Origin of the sequence: Marinitoga sp. 1137, from assembly GCF_001941525.1 — a bacterium.
Taxonomy (GTDB): domain Bacteria; phylum Thermotogota; class Thermotogae; order Petrotogales; family Petrotogaceae; genus Marinitoga; species Marinitoga piezophila.
Genome location: NZ_CP009471.1, coordinates 1,789,297 through 1,814,296, shown reverse-complemented (window position 1 = coordinate 1,814,296; position 25,000 = coordinate 1,789,297). Strand labels below are relative to the sequence as shown.

At 29.9% G+C, this 25,000-nt stretch carries 23 protein-coding genes; 4 read left to right on the top strand and 19 right to left on the bottom strand.

The annotated features are described in order from the left end of the window. Positions 1–3 precede the first annotated feature (3 nt). The 4 genes from LN42_RS08650 to LN42_RS08635 all read right to left on the bottom strand — a co-directional run bounded on the left by LN42_RS08650 (position 4) and on the right by LN42_RS08635 (position 6,398). Positions 4–2,352 carry a xanthine dehydrogenase family protein molybdopterin-binding subunit gene (locus LN42_RS08650; RefSeq protein ID WP_075780699.1) on the bottom strand — a complete coding sequence of 783 codons (2,349 nt, stop codon included), beginning with the start codon at positions 2,350–2,352 and terminating at the stop codon, positions 4–6. Beyond that, positions 2,352–2,822, bottom strand: coding sequence for a (2Fe-2S)-binding protein (locus LN42_RS08645; protein WP_014297138.1), 471 nt, complete (start codon positions 2,820–2,822; stop codon positions 2,352–2,354). Before LN42_RS08645 ends, LN42_RS08650 begins: the two co-directional genes overlap by 1 nt. Before the next feature lies 1 nt (position 2,823). Then, positions 2,824–3,690: a xanthine dehydrogenase family protein subunit M gene (locus LN42_RS08640; protein ID WP_014297137.1), complete on the bottom strand. Its 867-nt coding sequence runs from the start codon at positions 3,688–3,690 to the stop codon at positions 2,824–2,826. Between the two features lie 287 nt (positions 3,691–3,977). Beyond that, positions 3,978–6,398 carry a hypothetical protein gene (locus LN42_RS08635; protein ID WP_014297136.1) on the bottom strand — a complete coding sequence of 807 codons (2,421 nt, stop codon included), beginning with the start codon at positions 6,396–6,398 and terminating at the stop codon, positions 3,978–3,980. A 299-nt stretch (positions 6,399–6,697) separates the two neighbouring features. On the opposite strand from LN42_RS08635, the gene arcA reads away from it, so the two are divergent. Together arcA and LN42_RS08625 are read left to right on the top strand one after the other, a co-directional pair. Continuing rightward, entirely contained in the window at positions 6,698–7,906 is a 1,209-nt protein-coding gene (arcA, locus tag LN42_RS08630) for an arginine deiminase (RefSeq protein ID WP_014297135.1), read from the top strand. A 28-nt stretch (positions 7,907–7,934) separates the two neighbouring features. Further along, positions 7,935–9,344 carry a basic amino acid/polyamine antiporter gene (locus tag LN42_RS08625; protein ID WP_075780698.1) on the top strand — a complete coding sequence of 470 codons (1,410 nt, stop codon included), beginning with the start codon at positions 7,935–7,937 and terminating at the stop codon, positions 9,342–9,344. A gap of 42 nt (positions 9,345–9,386) precedes the next feature. Here LN42_RS08625 and LN42_RS08620 read toward each other — a convergent pair whose 3' ends face one another. The 9 genes from LN42_RS08620 to rplU form a co-directional block, all read right to left on the bottom strand. Beyond that, complete coding sequence (locus LN42_RS08620) at positions 9,387–11,363, bottom strand: ATP-dependent helicase (protein WP_075780697.1); 1,977 nt, start codon at positions 11,361–11,363, stop codon at positions 9,387–9,389. A 12-nt stretch (positions 11,364–11,375) separates the two neighbouring features. Continuing rightward, entirely contained in the window at positions 11,376–12,617 is a 1,242-nt protein-coding gene (rpoD, locus tag LN42_RS08615; protein ID WP_083635711.1) for an RNA polymerase sigma factor RpoD, read from the bottom strand. Between the two features lie 17 nt (positions 12,618–12,634). After that, positions 12,635–14,359, bottom strand: a complete 1,725-nt coding sequence (dnaG, locus tag LN42_RS08610) for a DNA primase (RefSeq protein WP_075780696.1) — start codon at positions 14,357–14,359, stop codon at positions 12,635–12,637. An 88-nt stretch (positions 14,360–14,447) separates the two neighbouring features. Next, entirely contained in the window at positions 14,448–14,855 is a 408-nt protein-coding gene (rpsI, locus tag LN42_RS08605; RefSeq protein WP_014297130.1) for a 30S ribosomal protein S9, read from the bottom strand. 14 nt (positions 14,856–14,869) lie between these two features. After that, positions 14,870–15,316: a 50S ribosomal protein L13 gene (rplM, locus tag LN42_RS08600; protein ID WP_014297129.1), complete on the bottom strand. Its 447-nt coding sequence runs from the start codon at positions 15,314–15,316 to the stop codon at positions 14,870–14,872. A 17-nt stretch (positions 15,317–15,333) separates the two neighbouring features. Continuing rightward, complete coding sequence (locus tag LN42_RS08595) at positions 15,334–15,864, bottom strand: ECF transporter S component (RefSeq protein WP_041638581.1); 531 nt, start codon at positions 15,862–15,864, stop codon at positions 15,334–15,336. Between the two features lie 12 nt (positions 15,865–15,876). Then, a complete protein-coding gene (gene rpmA / locus LN42_RS08590; protein WP_014297127.1) occupies positions 15,877–16,152 on the bottom strand; it encodes a 50S ribosomal protein L27 in 276 nt (91 codons plus the stop codon). After that, positions 16,149–16,445 (bottom strand): ribosomal-processing cysteine protease Prp, encoded by a 297-nt coding sequence (locus LN42_RS08585; RefSeq protein WP_014297126.1) that lies wholly within the window; start codon positions 16,443–16,445, stop codon positions 16,149–16,151. Before LN42_RS08585 ends, rpmA begins: the two co-directional genes overlap by 4 nt. An 8-nt stretch (positions 16,446–16,453) precedes the next feature. Beyond that, complete coding sequence (gene rplU, locus LN42_RS08580) at positions 16,454–16,765, bottom strand: 50S ribosomal protein L21 (RefSeq protein ID WP_014297125.1); 312 nt, start codon at positions 16,763–16,765, stop codon at positions 16,454–16,456. Between the two features lie 302 nt (positions 16,766–17,067). Between rplU and LN42_RS08575 the strand changes: the two genes are divergently transcribed. Continuing rightward, complete coding sequence (locus LN42_RS08575; protein WP_075780695.1) at positions 17,068–18,939, top strand: DUF1858 domain-containing protein; 1,872 nt, start codon at positions 17,068–17,070, stop codon at positions 18,937–18,939. Between the two features lie 179 nt (positions 18,940–19,118). Here the strand turns inward: LN42_RS08575 and LN42_RS08570 are convergent, their stop codons facing one another. The 6 genes from LN42_RS08570 to LN42_RS11190 form a co-directional block, all read right to left on the bottom strand. Next, positions 19,119–19,841, bottom strand: coding sequence for an ABC transporter ATP-binding protein (locus tag LN42_RS08570; protein WP_083635682.1), 723 nt, complete (start codon positions 19,839–19,841; stop codon positions 19,119–19,121). An 11-nt stretch (positions 19,842–19,852) separates the two neighbouring features. After that, positions 19,853–20,665, bottom strand: coding sequence for an ABC transporter permease (locus LN42_RS08565; protein WP_014297122.1), 813 nt, complete (start codon positions 20,663–20,665; stop codon positions 19,853–19,855). A gap of 163 nt (positions 20,666–20,828) precedes the next feature. Continuing rightward, positions 20,829–20,978, bottom strand: a complete 150-nt coding sequence (locus tag LN42_RS11000) for a hypothetical protein (protein WP_014297121.1) — start codon at positions 20,976–20,978, stop codon at positions 20,829–20,831. A gap of 13 nt (positions 20,979–20,991) precedes the next feature. Then, complete coding sequence (locus LN42_RS08560; protein ID WP_014297120.1) at positions 20,992–22,320, bottom strand: radical SAM protein; 1,329 nt, start codon at positions 22,318–22,320, stop codon at positions 20,992–20,994. Positions 22,321–22,858: 538 nt separating this feature from the next. After that, entirely contained in the window at positions 22,859–23,002 is a 144-nt protein-coding gene (locus LN42_RS10995) for a hypothetical protein (RefSeq protein ID WP_014297119.1), read from the bottom strand. 91 nt (positions 23,003–23,093) lie between these two features. After that, positions 23,094–23,225 carry a hypothetical protein gene (locus tag LN42_RS11190; protein WP_255370588.1) on the bottom strand — a complete coding sequence of 44 codons (132 nt, stop codon included), beginning with the start codon at positions 23,223–23,225 and terminating at the stop codon, positions 23,094–23,096. Between the two features lie 296 nt (positions 23,226–23,521). Here LN42_RS11190 and LN42_RS08555 point away from each other — a divergent pair, with 296 nt between their 5' ends. Continuing rightward, positions 23,522–24,961: a hypothetical protein gene (locus LN42_RS08555; protein WP_075780694.1), complete on the top strand. Its 1,440-nt coding sequence runs from the start codon at positions 23,522–23,524 to the stop codon at positions 24,959–24,961. The last annotated feature ends 39 nt before the right edge of the window (positions 24,962–25,000 follow it).

Here is a 25,000-nt window from a genome sequence, read left to right as displayed (position 1 = left end):
ACTTTAACTATTCTTTTCATCAAGTGCTTTTAATATTTTATCCGGTGATAATGGCAATTCATTTATATTTACTCCAAGTGCATCGTAAATAGCTGCTGCTATTGCTGGTGGTATTGAAATCATTGGATGTTCTCCTACACCTTTAGCACCAAATGGTGAAGATTCTTCAAAGGTTTCAACAAAGTCATATTTTATTTCATCTGGTATGTCGGCTATTGTTGGAATCTTATAATCAGTAAACGATACAGTTAATGGATAACCTTTATCGTTATATTTAACCCCTTCAAATAATGCTGGTCCCATACCCTGAATCATTCCACCAACTACCTGACCACCTGCTGTAATTGGATTTATAATAGTACCTGCATCAAACACCCCAACCATACTCAATACTTTTATTTCACCTGTTTCTGTATCAATTTCAACCTCTGCAGCCTGAGCTCCAAATGTCCATTCAGCTGCTGCATTACCCTGACCTGTTTCAAGATCAAGATTTGTAAGCATTTCAGGAACAAAACTACCTCTTCCAATTACCGGGCCACCAATGGCATGCCCATCTGGGTAGGTGTATCCCATTACAACATCTTTTAACAATAAATATTTTTCCGGTCTATATTTTACATATACTCTATCATCTTCTACTTCTAAATTATGAGGTGCAACGCCCAATACCTGTGAAGCTATATTTTTGATTTGATTTAATGCATCTTCCGCAGCTCTGTATAATGCATTACCTACAGTCCATAATGCCCTACTTGCAACTGTCTGCCATTCATATGGATTTACATCAGTATCAACAGGCATTACAAAGTGTATTTTATCCGGTGAAATATGTAATGCATCTGCAGCCATTTGCGTAACTGCTGTATTGAATCCCTGACCAATTTCCTGAATACTTGCCTGCAATGTTACTGTTGCATCTTCATGAAATTTAATTACAACGGCTGATGCTGCATTTGTCGGCATAGCTGGAGCCTTTACAAGACCTGCTATACCTTTACCTCTCTTTTTCTTTGGATCTGCAGGTTGTTCAGGTTTTTTATCGTATTCTATTAATTCTGCTGCTTTTTTCAAACATGCTTCTACATCACCAGTATCATGATGTATAGTTTGACCCATTGAATTTGTTAATCCTGGCTTTAATACATTTTTCAATCTTAATTCAAGTGGATCTATACCTAATTTTTGTGCAACTTCATCGAGATTTCTTTCTGTTGCCCAATGCAATTCTCCATGTCCAAATCCCCTAAATGCACCACCAATAAAGTGATTTGTATAAACACCAAAGGAATCTGTTTTAAGGTTTGGAACATAATATGGACCTGGAAGTGTATATCCAGCAGCTCTTACAACATTTGTTCCATATTCTGCATATGCTCCTCCATCGAATATTAATTCAGCTTCCATTGCCACAATTGTTCCATCATTTTTAACACCTGTTTTTATATGAGCATACATTGCCTGTCTAACAACTGTTGCGACATCTTCTTCTCTTGTATAAACAAGCTTTATATGTCTTCCTTTTACTTTTTCAGCTAATGCAATTACTATACCCTCCATATTTATACCAGCTTTACCACCAAATCCTCCACCAACATAAGGAGCTATAACTCTAACCTTATGTCTTGGAATCTTAAATGCATGAGCTATTAAATTTCTTAATGTAAATGGAGATTGTGCACTTGACCATACAGTAAGCTTTTCGTTATAATCCCAGAAAGCTATTGCTGCATGTGGTTCAAGTGGAGCATGATACATTTGAGGTAAGTAATAGTCACCTTCAACTATAACATCTGCTTCTTTAAAACCTTTTTCTACATCACCTTTTCTTGTTTTATGGTGATGAAATACATTTCTTTCAGGTTCTATATTATATATAGGTAATCTATCATAATTTGCAAGATCAGGATGTATTAATACTTCACCTTTTAAGGATTCTCTTGGATCCTGAACTACAGGTAATTCTTCATATTCAACTTCTATTAATTCAACAGCTCTTCTTGCAATTTCCAATGAGTCTGCTGCTACAGCTGCCACTGGTTCTCCAACATATCTAACTCTATCAGGAGTAATTACAGGTCTATCAACAAGATAAATTCCCTGTCTATATGGAACATCTTTCCCTGTAACTATTGCTCTTACACCCTGCAAAGCTTCAGCTTTAGAGGTATCTATCTTTTTTATAATTCCATGAGGTATTGGACTTCTTTTTACTGCACCATATAACATATTTGGGAAAAACATGTCTGTTACATATTTAGCGTTTCCAGTAACCTTCTCAAAACCATCTACACGATTCATAGGTTTTCCTACATGTTCAAATTTAATAGGTGGTTGATATTCGTATTTCATTATTTTGCACCTCCCATTTTCTGGGCAGCTAATTTCACAGCATCAATAATTACTGTATAACCGGTACATCTACATAAATTACCTGCCAATCTTTCAACAATAACTTCTTTTGTTGGATTTGGAACTTTTTCTAACATTGCTTTTGTAGACATAATAAATCCTGGTGTACAATATCCACATTGGAAAGCATTAGCTTCAATAAATGCTTCCTGAATAGGATGTAATTTATTATCCTTTGTTAAGCCTTCTACTGTTTCAATTACTGCGCCTTCTGCTTCTGGTGCTAAAACAAGACATGAATTTACAGGTCTTCCATTATATATAACTGTACAGGCACCACATTCGCCATTTCCACAACCTTCCTTAGCACCTGTAAGGTATAATTTTTCTCTTAATACATCAAGGAGGGTTTCATTTGGCTTTACATCAACTTCTACATTTTCATTATTTACTGTAAATGTAATTTTCATATTATATCCCCTCCTTCAACAAATTTAATTCTCTTAGCAATTTTATAGGTAATATTTTAGCCATTCTTTTTCTATATTCAGCTGTTCCCCTTGCATCTGTTATTGGAGAAACACTATCATGTATTATTCTTGCAAACTCCTCAACATTTTCCTTTGTTAATTCTTTACCCTTTATAAATTCTTCTGCTTCAAAAATTCTAACTGGTGTTGGAGCAACAGAAGCTAATGCAACTCTTATATCTCTCTTTCCTTCTGGATCAATTACAGTTAATGCCATTCCAATTGTTGAAAGGTCAACTGCTTTAATTCTTGAAATCTTGTAATATCTTCCTATACTTTCACCTTCAAAAGGCAAATGGATTGATTTTACAATCTCTCCTTTTTTCAATACAGTTTTTCCTGGTCCTACAAAGAATTCTGTTAATTTTACTGTTCTTTCGCCTTCCTTGCTTACAAGATTTAATTCCGCATCATATGTTAATAATGCTGGAGCTGTATCTGAAGCAGGTGAAGCATTACAAATATTACCAGCAACAGTTCCTCTGTTTCTGGTTTGATACCCTCCAACTACTCTTGCCCCCTGATACAATGTTGGATAATATTCTTTTACAAAATCAAATTCTTCAACCAATACATTGAGTTTTATTCCAGCACCAAAGGTTAATCCATTTTCTTTGGAAAAATCTACTTTAAATAATTCATCAATTCCTTTTAAATCTACTACAACTGTTGGTTTAATTCGATTCGCTCTCATTTTTACAATTAAATCAGTTCCTCCTAACATAGGATAAGCCCCGTCTTTTTGCAATAATTCAAGGGCTTCATCTAGCGTTTTGGGTTTTGCGTAATCATAAGAAAACGTTATCATAATTCCCCTCCTTTTACAAGAATAGACATACATAATATATTTAAAACTTTTTCAAGTTTTCTTCAAAAAATTATTAACTTAATTTCAATATCTTTAATCATATTATATATTTATTTTCGAAATATTACAAGTAACATTATGTTATAAAAAAAATAACCTACTAACAATAATCAACCATAACTCTCGTTAATTATCCGTAATCTTTCCAAGAAATCATTTTCATAATTTTTAAAATAAAAATAATCCCCCAATATCGGGGGATTATAGCTAATTAATACTTATATCTATTAATTTGAAAAATCAATTATTTTTATTGGAATTGGAACATTTGCCCAGTAAAATTCTGTAAAATTAAATATCAGAGATATTCCACATGTTGTTTTGTGAAAAGGAATATTATAGGATATATTACCTGTTAAATATAAATTATCAAATCTAAATTTTCCATCAAATATTGAAATATCAGGATTCCATATTTTTTTTGAAAAAGATGTTCCTAAAACAAGATTTCCAGATGTATCGTAATATCCATATGGTGTTGTAACAAATGAAAATACATAGAATGGCTTTGAAATATTTATTGATGTATATGCATTATTAATGTTCATTGATACATTATAATTATATAACTGAATGCTGTTTATATAATACGGATTATTTGTTATATTTATACTAAAGGTATTTGATACAGGGGATATATTATGCAACTGAAGATTATTTGAAATTGTCAGATAATATTTTGATTTTAAATAAAATTGAAAATCTTTGGATATTGAAATGTCCGTATATATTCCTTCATTTCCTATTGTAGATAAAATAAAATTATTAGTATATAAATTCAAATATCCTCCAACAATCATTGAAGTATTATTGATATCCGTTAACACACCTGCACCAAAACCGTAATTCAAACCTTCGCTTAAAGATATATATCCCACACCTATTTTATTATTATAAACTAATGGTATTATATAATTATATTTTGTTTTTTCCTCATATTTACTATATTTGTCAGGTTTCATATGATAAATTAAAGGTGAAACAGCTATATATTCATTAAATTCAACAGTCTCAATTAATTTTTTTGATAAATTATCTAGATTTAATGTTGAAATATGATACCCATTTTCATCGTAAAAAATGAAATATAATTTTTCTTTTATGATTACAGGATTAAATGTTCCGTATATGTGATTTGTTATTTTTTCCAATTTTTTATTTTTTATATTATACCTATATATGTTGTATATATTATCCTCATAATCCGCTGAGAAATATAAGTAATCGTTATACAGAAATAAATCTCTCTCAGTATATTGGTTTCTTGTTAATCTCAATAAATTTCCTGTTTCTATTTCATATTTATATATATCAGTGGTATTGTCAAAGTTAGCTGAAAAATATACTTCTTTACCATTAGATGTAAAATTATTTATTACATAATATCCTTCTGATATTATTTTTTCTTTATTTCCTGTTCTTAAATCCATTATATATGTAGTAGTAAAACCATTTTTTATTGTTGTATATACCACTCTATTATTATCAATAAAATTAAAGGATCTAACTCTGTTTGCAATTATTTTATCAGATAACGGACAATCACATTTTAAATAAAGAATATTTCTATTTTCATTATTATTAGTAATACTTGAAAGGTATAATAGCTTTCCATCTTTTGATATGCTAAATTTTCTATAATTGCCTACATATTCGTCACCTTTATATACCCCTTTAATTTTATTTTCAAATTCTCCATAATAATACAGCTTTTCTCCATCTGTATTAAGATTTCCGGTATAATGAAATGCATTATTTAAAGGTTTATAATTATCTTTATATCCTTTTTCAGATCTACCTAAATAAAGATTTTTATATTTCACCTTTATATATAATAAAAAGTCTTTCCATTTTTCTCCTGTGACCTTTTCAAAAGAATATTTTATCGTGTTAAAAAACAATTTTGAATTCATATCCTGTATGATTTTTTTTAATGTTTCTTCTCCATATTTTTCAGAAATCTCTTTTGTAAATATTGCACCATACATATAATTAAATCCTGCTGGTGACCATTTATCTGTCATTGAACCAGAACCAAGATAATATTCTGGATATTTATTTGAAATAATTTCTGCCATTAAATACATATTAAATATACTATCCTCAAATCTTCCCTTAAAATATTTGCTTTCCATATATATTGAAAGTCCTTCATGCAAATAACTTGGTTGCCAATTCATTGATAATAATCCTTTTTTGATAAAATCATATGGAATCCAGTCTATATATTTATTCCTCATATTGCCATAAAAAACGTGATTAAGCTCATGAGAAAAAACAAACGGCAGCCATGTACGTACATTTTCAGTTAACCCTATTGAAGAATCTGGTTGATTTACATATAATCTTATAATATTCAAATGCGGAATAGCAAATGAATTTACAAAGTCTACATCATCATATACAAATACTGTTATACTTCCTGGTGACGTTTCATAAAAATCTTCATAATTTTCATATAATTTGTCAGCTACTTTATTTAATACAGGAAAGATATAAGATAAATTTTTCTCAAATATAAATTTAAAATATTTTGTTTCTGCAACTCTTGAATTGTTTTTTAAAGAATATTCGAAATTATAAATGTTTGTCGAAAAAATCATTACATTTAATAAAGCAATTATTACAATAAGAATTTTTTTACCCATTTTACACCTCCATAATTATATTTTTTCTATTATATTATAGCAAATTTTAAATACATTAAATAACACATATTAGAAGAGAATGTAAATAATAATATGTGAAATTTTTTTCACGTTAAAAAGGAGCATACTCACGCATACTTACGCATACTCACGCATACTCCTGCATACTGATAAAATTTTATAATAACCATGAAAAATTTTTCTTAGCAATAAAATTTGGCTAAAATTGGAATTTTTAAAAAATACTTTAAAAATGTATAATATTACTGGATAATAAAATATCTACGGGAGGTATGATCATGGGAATAAATGTATATTCAGAAGTTAAAAGATTGAGGCGTGTGTTATTACACAGACCAGGTTTAGAACTTGAAAATATGGAACCTGATTTACTTGAAGAATTATTATTTGAAGATATTCCATTTTTAAAGAAAGCTCAGCAGGAACACGATTATTTCGCTGATGTATTAAGAACAAATGGTGTTCATGTAGAATATGTAACTGATTTATTGGCTACATCTTTAAGCGAAGATTCTATAAAAGAGCAATTTGTAAAAGAATATCTTGAATTAAGCGAGGTTAAAAATGAATATATAAAGGAAGCTCTTGAAGAATATCTTTTAAGCTTTGAAACAAAGGAAATGATAAATAAAATTGTTGGTGGAGTTAGAATTAATGAATTTAAATTAAAGAAAGAGAATTTTTCAACAAAGGTAAGGCTTAACAAACAGTTTTATTTATTGCCATTACCAAACCTTTATTTCCAGAGAGATCCTGTTGCTTTTGTTGGTAAAGGTATTGTTATAAACAGGATGAGAACAAAAGCAAGAAGAAGAGAATCATTATTTATGAAATATGTTGTAAAATATAATAACGACTTCAAAAATACTCCTATTTACTACGATATGACATTGCCTTTTGCTATTGAAGGCGGAGATGTATTGGTTCTTACCGAAAAAGTTCTTGCTATAGGTATTTCACAAAGAACAGATCCCGAAGCTGTAGAAATCCTTGCCAAGAAACTATTCTTTGAAACAGATGAATCATTTGAAACTATTCTTGCTATTAATATCCCAAAGAAAAGAGCATACATGCATCTTGATACTATCTTTACAATGGTTGATACAGATAAATTCCTCGCTCATTCGCAATTAGAATCCAGTTTATTGGTATATGTAATTAAAAAAGGAAAAGACGGTGATCTTGAAGTTATTGAAGAGAACAAATCACTTGAAGAAATATTACAAAAATACCTTGAAAATGGTCAGGTAAAAATATTAAAATGTGGTGGAGAAGATGAAATTGCAGCAAAAAGAGAGCAATGGAATGACGGTTCAAATGTTTTAGCCGTAAAACCTGGTGTTGTTATCGCATATGATAGAAATTATGTTACAAACACTCTTTTAAGAGATAATGGCATTAGCGTTATTGAAATACCTTCAAGTGAATTATCAAGAGGTCGTGGAGGACCACGATGTATGTCAATGCCTATGAATAGGGGGGATTAATTTATCCTATAAATATTGGAGGTGAAGTATGAGCAACAACAAAGTTTTAGGGTTATTTGCACTTACCATGCTGGTTATTGGTTCAATGATTGGCGCCGGGATTTTCAACTCACCAGCTGATCTTGGTAGCGTTGCAAACCCTGGAGCAATTTTAATTGGTTGGCTAATTACAGGATTCGGTGTTTTTTCTCTGGCAATGGTATTTCAGTTTTTATCCTATAAACGTCCCGAATTAGAAGGTGGTATTTACTCTTATGCCAGAGAACAATTTGGAGAATTTGTAGGGTTTAATTCTGCGTGGGGATATTGGTGGAGTGCGTTGCTCGGGAATATTGCTTTCTTTGCTGTAATAATGAAAATTCTAAGTGGATATTTCCCAATTTTAGAACAAAATAAAATTATCGCACTTGTTTTTTCAAGTATTATTCTATGGGTTTATCACTTTTTAATTGTTAGCGGAATTAGAACAGCTGGTACCACAAATGCTATTTTAACTGTTTTAAAATTAATTCCTCTATTTCTTGTTGCTATAGTTTCAATTTTTGCGTTTAATCCTGATCTCGTAAAAGATATATTCTTTTCAACAAAAATTGCTGCAACTGGAGAAACAGCATCTATTTTCAAGCAGGTAAATGATAGTTTTGGAACTATGTTATGGGCATTTATTGGTATAGAAGGCGCAGTTGTTCTTTCAAATAAGGCGAAATCACAAAAAGACGTCGGAAAAGCTACTATAATTGGTTTTATTATTACACTTATTGTTTATATTTCAGTTTCTGTTTTTACAATGGGTGTTGTACCACCGGGCGAATTGGTTAATTCAACTTCACCTCTTGGTACTGTTTTAAGTAAAGTTATGGGTAAACCTGGACAATATATTCTCGACTTTGGATTTTTATTCTCTGTTTTTGGTGCTTTGCTAAGCTGGTTATTACTTACTGCAGAGATACCGTATATTGCCGCAGTTAAAGATAATGTATTCCCTAAAAAATTTGCTCAGCAAAATGAAAATGCCACACCTGTATTTTCATTGACAATTACAAATATCATCACTCAGATTTTCTTATTATCTTTATTATCAGATACTTTACAAAATGTTTATAATACTATATTCTATATTGCTACAACAACAATATTATTACCATATTTCTTCTCCGCTGTATTTGGAGTTAAAGTAGCAAAAGAAGAAAATAGCGGATTGTATAAATTCTTTGCGTGGGTTGCTGTAATTTATACAGCATGGGTAATTTATGCAGTTGGATGGATATATATAATAACTGCATTGGTAATTTATTCATTTGGTATATTTGCATATCCTATAGCCAAAAAGGAAAGAGGCGAAGGTTTAACAGGTGGGCAAAAACTTACATATGGAGTAATGTGGGTTATTTCTATAGTTGTTATATTCCTCGTGGCAACAGGAAAATTATCTGTATAATAATAAATAAAATGCGAGAGATTTCTTTCTCTCGCATTTTATTTAATCTGAATATCCAATTTTCCAGTGTTCCACAAGTTCTTTTGGAATTTTATCTGTAAAATCTGGTAATTTCTGCCTCATGTAAAATGAATTGCCGTAATACGGCTTTGTCGTTCCAGTAAGCTGTTTTACTATATACAACTCATCTTTTGCTCGAGTTACAGCAACATAAAACAATCTTTCCTCTTCATCTATCTTTTTTTCTTTTAATGCCATTCCGTTTGGGAAATCTCCAGGGTTTACAGAAATTATTATTACAACCTTCCATTCCAATCCCTTTGCACCATGAACTGTAGTTAATGTAATTCTTTCATTTTTTCTATCTTTCTCGGCACTTTGTATTTCTATATTTTCACTTAATGCCAATTCTTCAAGAAAGGATTCTACTGACTTATATCTTGAAGCAATTTCCCCTAATCTTTCTATATCCTGTTTTCTTGAATATGCATCTTTAAAATTTAATTCCAGATATTCCCTATAAAACTCATTATATATATAGTCTATTAAATCCTGTGGATTTCCATCGCTATTTTCAAACAAATATAATATTATTTCTTTGGCTTTTGGATACTTTCTAAATTTAATCTGTTCAAATGCTCCATATGGTGTTGGATATTCCATAAGGTTTGCATAAAATTCGTTAACGATTTTTGTAAGTGTTTTTTGACCTATACCTGGAAACAGCTTTAATACACGTGTCCATGAAATATTATCATATGGATTTGCTAATATCTTTAAAAAAGCCATTATATCTTTTATATGTCTTGTTTCTATAAATCTCTTACCAGATAATAATTTATATGAAATCTTTTTTACGTCCAATTTTTGTTGTAGTACCATTGATAAACTATGGGAACGGTATAATATAGCTATTTCTTCTGGAGAAACACCTTCATCAAATTTATTTTCTATAAGTTGCACTATAAAATCTGCCTGTTCTAATTCATCATATGTTTTCACTATTACTGGTTTCATATGATAGGAACTTCTATATGGTTTTAATTTTTTTGGAATAGAGTGTGTTGGAATAAGATAATTTTCTAATTCAACTATTTCAGGAACACTTCTATAATTTGTTTGAATTTTAAATAATTTTACATCTTCATGTGACTGAAACTCTTCAACATTTTCAAATCTTGAACCCCTAAATGAATATATACTTTGCGAATCATCACCAACAACTATAAGATTTTTATGCACACTGGATAAAAATTCAACTATTCTCAATTGAACAAGACTGGTATCCTGAAATTCATCTACCAATACCCATTGATATTTTGAAGCTATATAATTTCTTATATCCTCATTTGTTTCTAAAAGATGCAATGTATTTATTAGCATATCATCATAATCCATTGCATTTATTTTTTTCTTCATTTCAAGATAATTCATATATATTCTTTCTATATCCTCTTGATAATCAATTAAATATGCAGCCATATCCAATATTGCTTCACGAATGGATTTTAACGTATTTGTGGCATATCCTATAATCTTTAAAATAACCCCTTCACCTGGAATTTGTTTGGCTTCTTCCTTTGTTAATGTTTCCTTATATTCATTTTTTGCTATTCTCATTAAATCCTTCGCATCTTCTGAATCGAGAATAGTAAAGTTATTTTCATATCCAATAACCTTTGCATATCTCCTTAAAATCATATTACACACATGGTGAAAGGTACCTGCAGTTAGTGAAGATGTATCTACATTGGTTACATTTCTTACCCTTTCTACCATTTCACGAGCAGCAGCTCTTGTAAAAGTAACCAATAAAATATTTTCCGGTTTTATGCCTTGAGAAAGCAAATATGCGATTTTATATGTAATGACCCGGGTCTTTCCTGAACCCGGGCCTGCAATTATTAATGATCTTCCTGTGGAGTTTATAACGGCATCAAGCTGTTCACTATCTAACTCTTCTTTGAAGAATTCTGGTATAGAATATTCACGTTTTATATTAAACACTTTTTCGTCCATATGAATCCTCCATTATAACTCTTTTCCAAGCATAGAACTTAATTCTTTTAATTGAGCGCTTCTGCTTGGATGTCTTAACTTTCTCAATGCCTTAACTTCAATCTGTCTTATTCTTTCTCTTGTTACATTAAAATACTGTCCAACCTCTTCAAGAGTCTTTACCTTACCATCAAGAAGGCCATATCTCATTTTCAATACCATTGCCTCTCTTGGCTGCAATGTATCAAGAATTTTTTCAAGTTCTTCTCTCAATAACATTTTCATAGCAACTTCTGCTGGTTTATCCAATGTATCATCTGCTATAAAATCACCTATTGTTGAATCATCTTCATCTGATGCTCCAAGCGGTGAGTCAGCAGATATTGTTTCCCTTGCTGTTAAAAGGATTTCATTTACCTTTTCAACTGGTTTTCCTGTTAATTCTGCAAGTTTTTCTGGTGAAGGATATTCACCATGTTCCTGCAAATATTCTCTGATAATTTTATTGAATTTGTTTATTGTTTCAACCATATGCACTGGGATTCTTATAGTTCTTGCCTGATCAGCAATAGCTCTTGTTATAGCCTGTCTAATCCACCATGTTGCATATGTACTGAATTTAAATCCCTTCTTATAATCAAACTTATTTACCGCTTTTATTAATCCTATATTTCCTTCCTGAATCAAATCCAGAAAGGATAATCCTCTTCCTATATATTTTTTTGCAATAGATATAACAAGCCTTAAATTAGCTTTTATCAATTCATCTCTTGCTTTTTTATTACCTTCTTGAGCTTTTTTTGCCAATCGTTTTTCCCTTTGAGGTGTTAACAACTTAATCTTCCCTATTTCTTTTAGATAAACCTTTATAGGATCTTTTAATGACATATTGTCAAAAATCTGAGTTTCTCCATCCCCTAAATAATCCATTAAATCAATTGCAGCAGCTCCTTCAGCTGCCATTACTTCTTCTATTTCATTTAAACTTTCATCATCAAGCTGGGTACCATCATCTATCATTATTCCTTCATTTTCAAGTGCTTCATATATCTTTTCTATTAATTCTGTATCCAGTTCAGCAGGAAGTGATTTATCAATATCCTCATACGTTAATACCATATTGTTCTTCTTAGCTTTTTTAACAAGATCCTTTACCATTTTTTCAAAGGTTTTTGGCTTTTTGTCTGAGGATTTTCTCTTTCGGGCTTTTACATATTCCTGCCCTTCGCTAACTTCGCCAATCTCCAGATTTCCTATTTCCTCAATGGTCTTCATCAAATCCTTATCTGCCACTAAAAACCACCTCCTCGCTTTTTGAGCGTAGCGAGTAAATCAAAGATTCTTTTCATTATTTCTTTTTTTTCTCTGTCATCTGTGGTATTCTTTAGTTTTTGTCTTAGCGCTTTAACCTCTCGCTCTTTACGCAACCTCTCCACTGTCTCTATTAGACTTGAAAAAACTTTATCTGGTTCTATATCATAATCAAAATTCCATGAAATTTTGATTAAATCTATTAACTCTTCACTTCCATTTTCAAGTATATAAGAAAGATCTTCTCCGTTTTCGGCAAAAGAAAAAAATTCCTTTCCAAGCCCTTCAAAATCTTCTGCTTTCAAATGCGTTAATAACATATCTCTATATTTTTTATGTTTTATCCATAACCATATTAACTGTTTATCAAGTTCATTATAATTTTTTTCGCTTTTTTCTTCAGCTTCAACAGATATATATGGAATAACCTTTTTATTGAACTTTTTATATTTTAAGATATTTTCTATTGCTTTTTTTATTGTATTTTCAGGTTTCAAAAGTATTATAGCTATTCTTTTTATAAACGCATCTGTTACTGCAACATGTTTTGATCGTTGAAATTTTATATACCATTCTGCCATTTTTTCAAGATATTGTTCCACACCAAATTCATCTTCAAGGTTGTATTTATCCTTAAAATATTCAGGTATGAAATCATAAAATTTTTTCGACTGTTCCAATGTATTTAAAATTCCATTTTCACCATGTTTTTGAATTAATTCATCAGGATCTTTTTCAGTATATTGCGCAATAGCAACCTGAAATCCATAGGATATGAGATAATCCAATGAACGTAATGTCGCGTTTCTCCCTGCTTCGTCCATATCAAACATGGTAATTATTTTATCTGTATATTTTATTAATTTTCTTGCATGCAATTGAGTAAAAGATGAACCTAAAACAGCAACGGTATTCTCAAATCCATTTATATGCATTTGAATTGCATCAAAATATCCTTCAACAAGAATAGAATATTTTTCTCTTTTTATTATATTTTTGGATTTATCAAATAAAAACAACAAATTAGATTTTTGAAAATACTTATTTTCAGGACTGTTTAAATATTTTGGTTTTTCATTGTTTATACTTCTTCCTGCAAAGGCTACAATGCGACCGTAATCATCTTTTATAGGAATTATTATTCTATTTGAAAAAACTTCGCTACCGTCTTTTCTGATAATTCCAAGAGATGCTCCTATATCCCTTGAAATATCCATTTTATCTAATATCAAAGATTTAATACTTCCATTTGAAAAACCAAGTTCAAACTTTATAGCATTATCTCTATTTATTCCTCTTTTATTTAAATATTTCCAGGCTACATGGTTATCTGGAAGGTTTAACAGGATTTCATGATATCTTTTATGATAATCTTCGAAAATTTGCAATTCAAGAGGCAATTCTCTTTTTTTCAAATATTTAGATACATCTATACCTGCCATAACAGCTGCCTTTTTTACAGCCTCTATAAAGGTAAGATGTTCATATTTTTGAATAAATGTTATGGGATCTCCATGCGCTCCGCAACCAAAGCAATGAAAGGTATTTGTAGCTGGAAAAACAAAAAAGGATGGAGTATCTTCAGGGTGGAATGGACATAAAGCAGTATAATTCTTTCCAGTCTTTTTTAAGGAAAGATAACTTCCAACTATATCCTTTATATCCAATCTTGAATTTATTTCATCAATAACTTCTCTTGGTATCAAAATACCATCTCCAGATAATCAAAAGTATGGGAACGGTAAAAACCGTTCCCTTATTAAATACAAAATTCTTCTCAAGCAGCGAACAAAATCATCTCTTTGAGAATTGTGGTGCTCTTCTTGCTTTCTTGAGACCGTATTTCTTTCTTTCTACTTCTCTTGGGTCTCTTGTTAATAATCCGTGTTTTCTTAAAACTGGTCTTAAATTTTCATCAAATTGAAGTAATGCTCTTGCAATACCCAATCTTATAGCACCAGCCTGTCCATTCATTCCGCCACCATTAACTGTAATAACAATATCGAATTTACCTTCATTTTCTGTTACTGTTAATGGTTCAAGTGCGTGTTTTGACCATACAGGATTATTGTTAAAGTATTCTGTTAAGTTTGCGTATTCTTTTTTGTTTACTCTTATTTTTCCTTCACCAGGTCTTAAGTGAACTCTTGCAACTGAAGCCTTTCTTCTACCTGTTCCGTAATAATCTATAAATTCAGCCATTTATTAATCCCTCCTTATAATTCCAACTTTTCTGGTTTTTGTGCTTCATGAGGGTGATTAGAACCAGCATAAACCTTTAACTTTTTGTACATATGTCTTCCTAATTTTGTTTTTGGAAGCATACCCTTAACTGCTTTTTCGATTAATCTTTCAGGGTATTTTTCAAGAATTTCTTTTGCTGTTTGTTCTTTTAATCCTCCTGGATATCCAGAATGTCTGTAGTATTTTTTCTGTGTTAATTTTTTACCTGTTAAAACCACCTTTTCAGCATTTATAACAATTACATAATCACCTGTATCAACATGAGGTGTATATGTAGGTTTGTGTTTTCCCTGTAAAATTCTAGCAATCTGTGCAGCTAATCTACCTAAAGATTTACCTTCTGCATCTACAACATACCATTTTCTTTCAACTTCTTCATTTTTAGCCAAATAACTCTTTTGAGTCATAATTGAAGCCATTTTACTGTCCTCCTTTCTTAGGAAAAGAAATTTTTTATTCTATTATATAACAAGTCTCCTAAAATGCCATTGGCAATAAACTTTATCATATTAAAAGCGATTATTGTAATTATCAATGTCCAGGTACTTAATCCAAAATACTTTGCTGCATCACTAAAAGACATCTTAAAATAGATTGGGATTATTACCATATTCATTAAAACCATCGCTATTCCAACCATTATAGAACTAATTATATATTTAATATATTTGTTCATATTTAATTTTAAAAAGGCTAAAACCGAAATAAAGGTTAAAATAGCTACAAAATCCATCGAAACTCCTATAATATCTCCGGACTTCACAAAATAAAACACTATATCTTTGGTTAATAATGAGAATACAGCTGTTCTCCAATCAAAAAGCAATAATGATGCAATTATCAAAAGAGCACTTGGATCATATTTCAAAAAACTTGCAAAAGGGAATATAGGAATTTCTATAAACATCAACAATACAGATAACGCTCCCAATATCCCTGCCGTGGATAACATTTTTACACGGCTCATTCTCTCACCAGCTTACTTTTCTGGATAAACGCTGATGTATTTTCTGTTATTCTTCATTTCAAACTTTACATAACCTTCTATTTTAGCAAAAATTGTATAATCTTTTCCCATTCCCACGTTATTTCCAGGATGGAAATGTGTTCCTCTTTGTCTTACAATGATGTTTCCTGGAATTACTTTCTGTCCATCACTTTTTTTAACTCCGAGGTACTTTGGTTTACTGTCTCTTCCATTTTTTGCAGTACCTCCACTCTTCTTTGAAGAAAAGAGTTGAAGATCTATTCTCATTTACTATTCACCTCCACTTTCAAGTTATCAGGATAACTTTCTTCAATGCTAATCAGTGCATAATAAAGATAATTAGCGAGTTTATCTATCATCTCATCTTTTGACCAATTGATTTTTAAATATCCGTCTTTCTTTATGTATTTACCGACTTTTTCACTTTTCACTATCTCTGCAATAAATTGCGTTAATACGCTTACAGCACTACATACAATATCTTTTCCATATTCATCAAAGTTTGCATGTCCTTTGATTTCAATTTCCCTTTTTTTTAGATTAAAACTTACTTTAATCATTTTTGGTATTAAGCTTCAATCTTTTTAATTTTTAAAGCTGTGTAGTGTTGGCGATGTCCTTTCTTTCTTCTGTAGTTTTTTCTACCCTGGAACTTTACAACTAATACTTTTTTGTCTTTTCCATGTTTTACAACCTCAGCAACAACCTTTGCGTTTTCTACATAAGGTTTTCCTATCTTTGCTGAGTCTCCCTTTACAAATAAAACTTTGTCAAGAACAACTTCTGCTCCTGGTTCGTATCCAACGAGCTTTTCTGTGTAAAGTTCCATTCCTTCTTCTACCTTGTACTGTTTTCCGCCAACTTCAATAATAGCGTACATAAAGTCACCTCCTCTTGGAATAATAATAGTGGGCTAAGGTACCATTCTGGCTTTAAGACCTTAGACCCGTTCCGAAATATTTTATCATATTTCTCACCCTAATTAATTAAAGTTATGTTAATTTTTAAATAAAGAATGAAAATATTATTCCAGTTTTGTTGTTCGACTTTTAGAAATAAATTCTTAACATAAATTTCAATTCCCTGAGTATTTCTTCACACAAATATATATACAAATGGTATATAATATAATTAGATAAAAATTATCGGAATTAATTTAAAAATATATAAGAGGTGATCTTTATGGAAAAATATAAGGTAATAAAAGAAAAATGTATTGCATGTAAGGCCTGTGTTAGAACTGCACCCGAGAATTTCAGAATCGAAGATGGAAAGGCTGTTGTTTTTAAACAACCTGAAAATGATGAAGAGTTAATCAAATCCAGGAAAGCTATGGAAATTTGTCCTACTGGAGCTATATTATATGAAAAGCCTGAACCAATTACGGGAAATTCTAATGTAAAAGAGACAATAGAAAAATATCCACAATTAAAAGAAATACTTGTAAAAATTTCGCCAAAATTCAAAACCATGCAAAATCCTGTAATGTGGAATACTGTTGCAAAATTTGCAACATTTAAAAATGCTGCTAAAATGACAGGCGTTTCATTGTGTGAAATATTACATACTGTAAATAAGGAATTAGGTCTTGAAAAAGAATTATACAAGCTTTTTCCTGAATGTATTAGGGAATCAGAAGAAGAGTTTAATAGCTCTGAAATTACCTGGAAAGAACCGGAAGAAATTATAAAAATACCTGAAAGTAATATTGAAAATCTTGGTGTTGTAATTGAGCAATTAAAAGACTTAAAATCCGGTGAATCCGTTGTTTTTGAAGGTAATATTGATTTAGAACCCGTTATAAAAATAATCGAAGATATGGAATACCTATATAACATAAAAAAATACAATACATTTAAAGTTAGGGTTTCTGTGTATAATCCTTCAAAAGAAAGCACAAATATTGAAGATTATGAGGTTCTTGACGTTAGAATGATGCAGCAGGATCCATTTGATATAATTATCAAGAAAGCTTATTCGTTAAATCCAGGAGAAGGATTTGTTCTTGTTCAAACCTTTGTTCCAACGCCATTAATTAACATGCTTGATGGAATGGGATTTGATGCGGAAATAGACCAGGTAAATCCATATGAAGTAAAGGTTTATTTCAAGCGAAGAATCGAAGATGAAGAAGAAAATGTTGAAGATAATGGAAAACCAACAGTAACCATTCAATCCGCAACACCTGTGGGATATCCGATAATAATGAGATTATTACAGTCAAAACGATTAAAAAAGGTTGTGAACATTAAAGAGTTAAAAATCTGGGAAGAAACAGAAAAACATCTTGGCTGGATTGTAAATGGCAAAGCTGATATTAGTTTTTCTGCTTTAATTACTGCTGCAAAATTAAGAGATGTTGATGTAAAAATGCCTGTTGTATTTGTATGGGATAATTTTTCTATTATAACCCGAGGCTATAAGGCTAAAAGCCTTGAAGATTTAAAGGGCAAAACCATACATCTACCTCTTTTTGAAGATGCACCACCAGCAAAAATAACAAAATACTTAATTCAGGCAAAAGGGTTAAATATAGAAGATTTCAACTTCTCATACGGTAATCCTTTTGGAAGACCAAAGGAGATTATGATGGATTTCCTTTCAGGGAAAGTTGATACCGTATTATTAAGAGAACCAGAAGCAGGTTTTGTTATGCAGGCACTCGAAGAAAGTAATATAGAATATTCTGAACTTGATTACGGAAAGATCTGGAATGAAATTAATGATGGTTTTGGTTTGTTACCAAATGCTGGAATGGTATTAAAAGGCGATTTAGTTAGAAACTATCCTGAAATTACAAAGGTATTATTGGAAGAATTGGAAGCTGCTATAAACTGGGTAAATGAAAATAGAAAAGAAGCTGCAAAACTTTCATTTGACATGATGAGAGCACCTATAAAGAATGTAGAAAAATTCCTTGAAAGGGTAACCTTTAAATATGTTTCTGGCAAAGAATTGGAAGAAAAAGTATATAATTTCTACGATATCCTCATAAAAAACGATATTATAAACGCTACACTCGATGAAGAATTAATGGAGATATTTAGAATTTAATTTTATAAAAACAGAGCCGTTTCTTTGACAAACTCATTGAGAGGTTTTTAAAATAACCCTTCCAGAAATCTGGAAGGGTTATTTTAATTCAATTTCGATGGACTTTCAAAGTTCGTTTTTATAAACCACACATTCTACTCTTCAATTATACCATATCAAAACAAAATGAGGCTTTCGCCTCATTTGATTAATTCCAGCAATTTTTCTTCATTTTTTCTCGTTGTTTTTTCCAGGATTTCTCCTGTCTTTTTATCTGCTGTTATTTTCCCTTTTTTTAATACCACTATCCTGTCTGTTTTTTCTATTTCACTTACATCATGACTGGCTAAGATTATTGTTTTTCCTTTTTGACTTAATTCTTCCATTATTTCATATATCTTCATTTTCGTTTCTATATCCACTCCATTTGTCGGTTCATCAAGCAAATATATTTCCGCTTCTTTTATTAATGCCCTTGCTAGATTTAATCTCCTTTTCATCCCCGTTGATGCTTCCATATACTTTATTTTCCTGGTTTCGTATAGCCCCATTTCTTTTAATCCCTTTTCTACTTTCTTTTTTAATTCTTTTCCTGTTAGATTGTTTAACATTCCAAAGAAGTTTAGATTTTCTTCCAGGCTCAATCTATAGTAGAATGACCTTTCATTTGATGTCGCTATTGATATTAATTTTTTTATTTGTTTTGATTCTTTTTTTATGTCATATCCTTTTATTGTTATTTCTCCTTTATCCGGTATTATGAACATTCCTATTGTTTTTATTAATGTTGTTTTTCCTGCTCCATTTGGTCCAAATATTGTTATTTTTTCTCCTCGGTTTATTGTTAGATTTATATTTTCCAGTGCTTTTATTCCATTTTTGTATATTTTTGTCAGGTTTTTGATTTCTATTATTTTTTCCATTGTTTCACTTCCTAATACTGCGATATTGTGCCATATTTCCTGGCTTTGTTAAATGATTCTCTGAACCAGTATATCCCTATTGGTAATATTATTGCTGTCATTATTATCAGGATTATTATATCCTCTTTTATTTCGTATAGACTGTATCCTTTTATTAATGTTTTTCTCAATCCATCCATTGCATATGTTGTTGGTAGTATATACGATACTCCCCTTATCCATTTTGGCAATATTTCCACCGGATAGTATATCCCTGAAAACATTCCTGTTAAGAATGAATATACCCAACTTACCGGGTCTCCTTTTTTGGTTAGCATTATGAACCCTGCACTTAATAACCCTATTCCACTTAAACTTATCATTGTTATTATCAATAATATTATTGATGCTATTATATTCATTTTTATTTCTACATCAAATGTGTATATTAAGAATATAAATACTATTCCTGTGTTTATTATTGTAAATACCAATCTTGAGAAGATTGTGTATATAAATACTTCCCATAATGGTGTTTCCGACAGGAGCAGGTATTCTATTGTTCCCATTACCTGCTCCTGTCTTATTACACTTTTGAATGTTGTTAAGGAGAGAGTAGTGTAACTCATGAATACGCTTCCTGATATGAAATATGCTAGTATGTTTCCTCCATACTGCTCTATCATTGGAAAGTAATTCCCCTGGGCTATAAACCTTCCCATGAATCCAAATTGCAATAATCCCAGGAATCCACTCAGTATCCCCAATACTGCCTGTGTTTTGTAGCTTTTCCATATTAATACATCTCTTACCAGAAAATACAGGAATTTTTTTATTGTTTTCATGGTTTCACCGGATTAATTAAAATTTTTTTTACAAAAGTTTTCACCTTTACAATCACATAAAATTATACATAGTTCACACCAATGTATTAAACAATGAGGTCCTTTACAAGGACACCATATTTCTTCTGAGAATTCATCATTTCTCTCAATCCACTTCATTATTTCACTCCCTTACTTCAAGACAAACTCCTTCGCCTTCACAATTACATTCAAAAATATGAAAAGTATGTTTAAACCAATCAAAAAAATCGTCTAACCATTTGAACCAGCAAATTTTTTCTTCTGGTTTTTTTGGTTCCTCTATCCATGACATAAAAATCCCCTCCTTATTTTACTGGTATTGGTAAAAAGCCTTTTTTCAATTTTGCTTTCAGATGCATTTTTAACATTTCTTCGAGATTATATTTATACATTGTACATCCTTCTTCTTGTATTCCATTATACTTAAATAATGTTTTATCCGGACAGCCCCCCATACATAATGGTAAAAACTTACAATTTTTACATTCTTTGTAATTTAAAGGATTAAATGTATTCCATTTTAAATATCTATCAAAATTTTTATTCTTTTCATTTCCTTTTATATTCCCTATCGCTAATGCTTTTATTCCCACTTCATGCCAGCATTTATACATATATCCTTCTGGATCTATTACAAAACTATTTGGTTTTACTGCACCGCATTGCGAATACATAGGAGTTGGATATTTTATAATATTTATACCTTCTTCATACGCCTCTTTTACTCTTTCTATCATATATTCTGAACGATTTTTTATATCAATACAATTTATTTCTATATCTCTACATACTTCTGTCGATACATCTACAAATGCAAGATATGGGCTACAATTTTCTTCTGTTAATCCTTCATTTTTTAAATATTTTAACAATTCAATTATTTTACCTTCGTTTGTTTTATCTATGTTAATCCTTATACTTATATGTTCAAAATATTCCTTTGCTCCTTTTATATTATTTATTATAGTTTCAAAGCTTCCTTTTCCATTTATTAAAGGTCTTCTTTTATCATGAATTTTTTTTGGACCATCTATTGTTATTTGAACAGTTTTTATTTCTAAATTTTTCAATTCTTTTGCTACTTTTGAATTTAATAAATATCCGTTTGTTACTATTGATGCGGTGTATTTTATATTATTACTTTGACACAATTTTATAAATTCTTTTGACAGTTCTTTTATAGTTTTTAAATCTAGTAAAGGTTCTCCGCCATACCATGACACTGATAAATAATTTATTTCATTTATATTTTGTTTTACAAAATCCACAATTGAGTTTTTTACTTCTTTATCCATAAATACTTTTTTTCTTAGTTCGTAACAATATTCACATGCAAAATTACAATTCATTGTTGGGGCAATGGTTAACCCTAATCCTTTTTTTTCAAATTTTAATGAGTTATATATAAAATTTATATATTTTAATTCATCAAAATCAACAATAAATTTCCCTTTTTTTAATTCTTTATAGATTTTTTTATTTTTTTCTTTGTTTATAAATTCTTCTAAATCTTTTTCTGAAGATAATGCTTTCTTAACTTCTGGTTCAATTATTGCAAAACCTCCGCTCAAAGCATTATATATAAGAATATTTTTTTCATATTCAAATATAAAATTATATTTTGAAGGTTTCATATTTCTCACCCTTTCTCATTACATATTCCATTTCCATCGCAATTACATGCAATTAAACATTGAATACCGAAACACAAACAAATAAATTTTAAAATTTTACATCCTCCACACATAAAATAATCATTATAATTTTTTTCGATCCATTTCATATTTATTCCCCTTTCTACATTTTAAGGAGTTAATTGAGAATAGCATACATGTTTCCATTCGCAATGATATTTACACGCCCCGCCATAACAGGTGCAACTTTTAAACAAACATATTTCTCCTCTACAAGGACACCAAAAACTATTTAATAAGTTATTATTTTCATCATTTTCAATCCAATACATTATCAATCCCCTTTCTACCTTAATTATTGCTTAAATTAAAAATGTTGCTCATGACATGAATGATCTCCCTGACAATGACACTTAAACAAGCAACTTTCCCCATAGCATGGACAAACGATTGGTAAAATATTACAAGAAAATTTAAAATCAAGTTCAAATTCATTGTCTTTTTCAATCCATTTCATAAATTCCACCTCCAAAAATTCTTATTGAACTATTGTACAGGCTTCATAACATCCTCCTGGTCCATTACAAGTACATAATATCCAACAATCTAAAAAACACACAGGTCCTTTGCATGGACACCAGAATTCTTCTGAATATTCATCATTTCTCTCAATCCATTTCATTTTATCACACCTCCTTTCTCCTATTTTGGTATTGTATATTTTTTGATATAATATCTACGTAGATATAAAATAGAAAATAGATTTTAGTTGATTACTCAGAAAATTCAATTTGGATTTGAGGATTGTATGAATCTGTTTTATATTTTTTATCGTTATCTCCTGCTAATACTATTGATGAAAACATGATTATTCCTATTAATATTAAAATAATTATCTTTTTCACTATCCCACCTCCTGCTTTAAATTTTACCATTTCTAACATGGTTTTCAAGTGTCTTTTTCAAAATAAAAATCCGCTTTTTATCAGTGTTTCAAAATTTCATTTTTGTTGTATTTTTATTAATTTTCTTTTTCTTAATCTTCGTAATTTAACCGTAAAGTTTTTATGCAGGGCTTATTTACGTTTTTTTAGATATTTCACATTTTCATCTGAGATTTTTTATATTCTAATTAAGCTTAAGTTCCTTAGATTTTTATTTTGTATGTAACAAAATAGTTAATTTAAAAAGGGTGATTGATATGAACTCTTCTACGAAGAATATTATTGATATTATTAGTTTTGGATATTTTTCTTATCCCGTAATCAATTTTTTATTTGAGAATACAAAAGATATTTCTTTAAAATTTTATTTTCTGTTATTAAAATCAAAATGGAAAAGAGATTTTGATTCTGCTATATTTTATGCAAATAAAACTATTTCAACAACAACAACAACAATATTAAAAGAATTAGCAAGATTTGAACTCATTTCTTTGTACTATAAAATAGGAAAATCTGATTTAGCGAAAAAAGAAGTTATTATATTAAGAAACAATTTTGAAAACCTTCCAGCTTATGCAAGATGTTTAATATTACCAGGATTGAATCTATTTAATAAATCATATAATATAACTAATGATTTTAAAATATATTCTGATAATTATGAAAAAAATAATGTAGATAAGGCTATTTTAAAATATTCTCATGCAAGAGAACATATTAAAAATGAAGAATATAATAAAGCATATGAATTATTCATAGAAGGTTATTTTCTTGCAGAAGACTTTCCACATCCAACTATGATGTGTAATGGTTTAAATGGTGCTGCATGGTGGATGAGAAATGAAGATAAAAAGAAGGCTTTAATTCCTGCAAATTTACTTGAATATTATATTGGCTATTATTTCGATGATTTAAATTATACCTATAACTGGTTTGATACGATTTTTGAGGTATATAAAATAAATAAGTCTTTAAATTTATTTGATATTTCATCCGTTGTTATGAATTATAAGAATAATGTATCTTTTGAGATTAAATCTGATTTTGAAGAGGTTTATAATAATAAAAGCTTTTTCAGAAATAGAAGTTTTAAAAAAATTATCTCTCATAATTTCAGAGATAACCTTTCCATCATAGAAAAAATTAAAAATCATAAAATCCCAATATTATTCTTCTCAGCATATACAGCATTAATAGAAAAACCATTTTTTACAAAGAGTCATATTTTGAAATTGATTTTTGAAGGTAATAAAGATAAAATCATTAAATTCTTTTCTGCTAATTATGAGAAGATGTATTTTTTTAATGTTATGATGAGTGATTTTAATTTGAAGAAAGTTGAAAGAAGATTATTGAATTCTGAAGATGTTGAAGATGCGGAATATAATATTTCACCATTTTATTTAGCAAGAAAAAAACTCATCACTGAGCTTTTTAAGAAAACAAAGAACTTTAAGGAATTTGTTTTTAATTATTTTAAGCTCAGTGATGAGGAAATGAGAATATTTGATGTGTTTTTAAGAAATTGCGTTCGATACGATATTAAATGGCCCATTACTCCTTATCCAAAAGGAAAGGTTCGTGATTTTGCTCTTAAATATGGTTTAGGCTATAAGCGTGTTGCTCTTGGTTATTACTCTTTTGAAGATGATGAAAGAGCTTTGATTGATGAGATTATTGAGAGGTTTTTAAAATAACCCTTCCAGAATTTCTGGAAGGGTTATTTTTAACTTCTC

Coding starts and splice junctions, on each gene's coding strand:
- LN42_RS08650 (WP_075780699.1), bottom strand. CDS start 2,352: ATGAAATACGAATATCAACCACCTATTAAATTTGAACATGTAGGAAAA.
- LN42_RS08645 (WP_014297138.1), bottom strand. CDS start 2,822: ATGAAAATTACATTTACAGTAAATAATGAAAATGTAGAAGTTGATGTA.
- LN42_RS08640 (WP_014297137.1), bottom strand. CDS start 3,690: ATGATAACGTTTTCTTATGATTACGCAAAACCCAAAACGCTAGATGAA.
- LN42_RS08635 (WP_014297136.1), bottom strand. CDS start 6,398: ATGGGTAAAAAAATTCTTATTGTAATAATTGCTTTATTAAATGTAATG.
- arcA (WP_014297135.1), top strand. CDS start 6,698: ATGGGAATAAATGTATATTCAGAAGTTAAAAGATTGAGGCGTGTGTTA.
- LN42_RS08625 (WP_075780698.1), top strand. CDS start 7,935: ATGAGCAACAACAAAGTTTTAGGGTTATTTGCACTTACCATGCTGGTT.
- LN42_RS08620 (WP_075780697.1), bottom strand. CDS start 11,363: ATGGACGAAAAAGTGTTTAATATAAAACGTGAATATTCTATACCAGAA.
- rpoD (WP_083635711.1), bottom strand. CDS start 12,617: ATGAAGACCATTGAGGAAATAGGAAATCTGGAGATTGGCGAAGTTAGC.
- rpsI (WP_014297130.1), bottom strand. CDS start 14,855: ATGGCTGAATTTATAGATTATTACGGAACAGGTAGAAGAAAGGCTTCA.
- rplM (WP_014297129.1), bottom strand. CDS start 15,316: ATGGCTTCAATTATGACTCAAAAGAGTTATTTGGCTAAAAATGAAGAA.
- LN42_RS08595 (WP_041638581.1), bottom strand. CDS start 15,864: ATGAGCCGTGTAAAAATGTTATCCACGGCAGGGATATTGGGAGCGTTA.
- rpmA (WP_014297127.1), bottom strand. CDS start 16,152: ATGAGAATAGATCTTCAACTCTTTTCTTCAAAGAAGAGTGGAGGTACT.
- LN42_RS08585 (WP_014297126.1), bottom strand. CDS start 16,445: ATGATTAAAGTAAGTTTTAATCTAAAAAAAAGGGAAATTGAAATCAAA.
- rplU (WP_014297125.1), bottom strand. CDS start 16,765: ATGTACGCTATTATTGAAGTTGGCGGAAAACAGTACAAGGTAGAAGAA.
- LN42_RS08575 (WP_075780695.1), top strand. CDS start 17,068: ATGGAAAAATATAAGGTAATAAAAGAAAAATGTATTGCATGTAAGGCC.
- LN42_RS08570 (WP_083635682.1), bottom strand. CDS start 19,841: ATGGAAAAAATAATAGAAATCAAAAACCTGACAAAAATATACAAAAAT.
- LN42_RS08565 (WP_014297122.1), bottom strand. CDS start 20,665: ATGAAAACAATAAAAAAATTCCTGTATTTTCTGGTAAGAGATGTATTA.
- LN42_RS11000 (WP_014297121.1), bottom strand. CDS start 20,978: ATGTCATGGATAGAGGAACCAAAAAAACCAGAAGAAAAAATTTGCTGG.
- LN42_RS08560 (WP_014297120.1), bottom strand. CDS start 22,320: ATGAAACCTTCAAAATATAATTTTATATTTGAATATGAAAAAAATATT.
- LN42_RS10995 (WP_014297119.1), bottom strand. CDS start 23,002: ATGAAATGGATTGAGAGAAATGATGAATATTCAGAAGAATTCTGGTGT.
- LN42_RS08555 (WP_075780694.1), top strand. CDS start 23,522: ATGAACTCTTCTACGAAGAATATTATTGATATTATTAGTTTTGGATAT.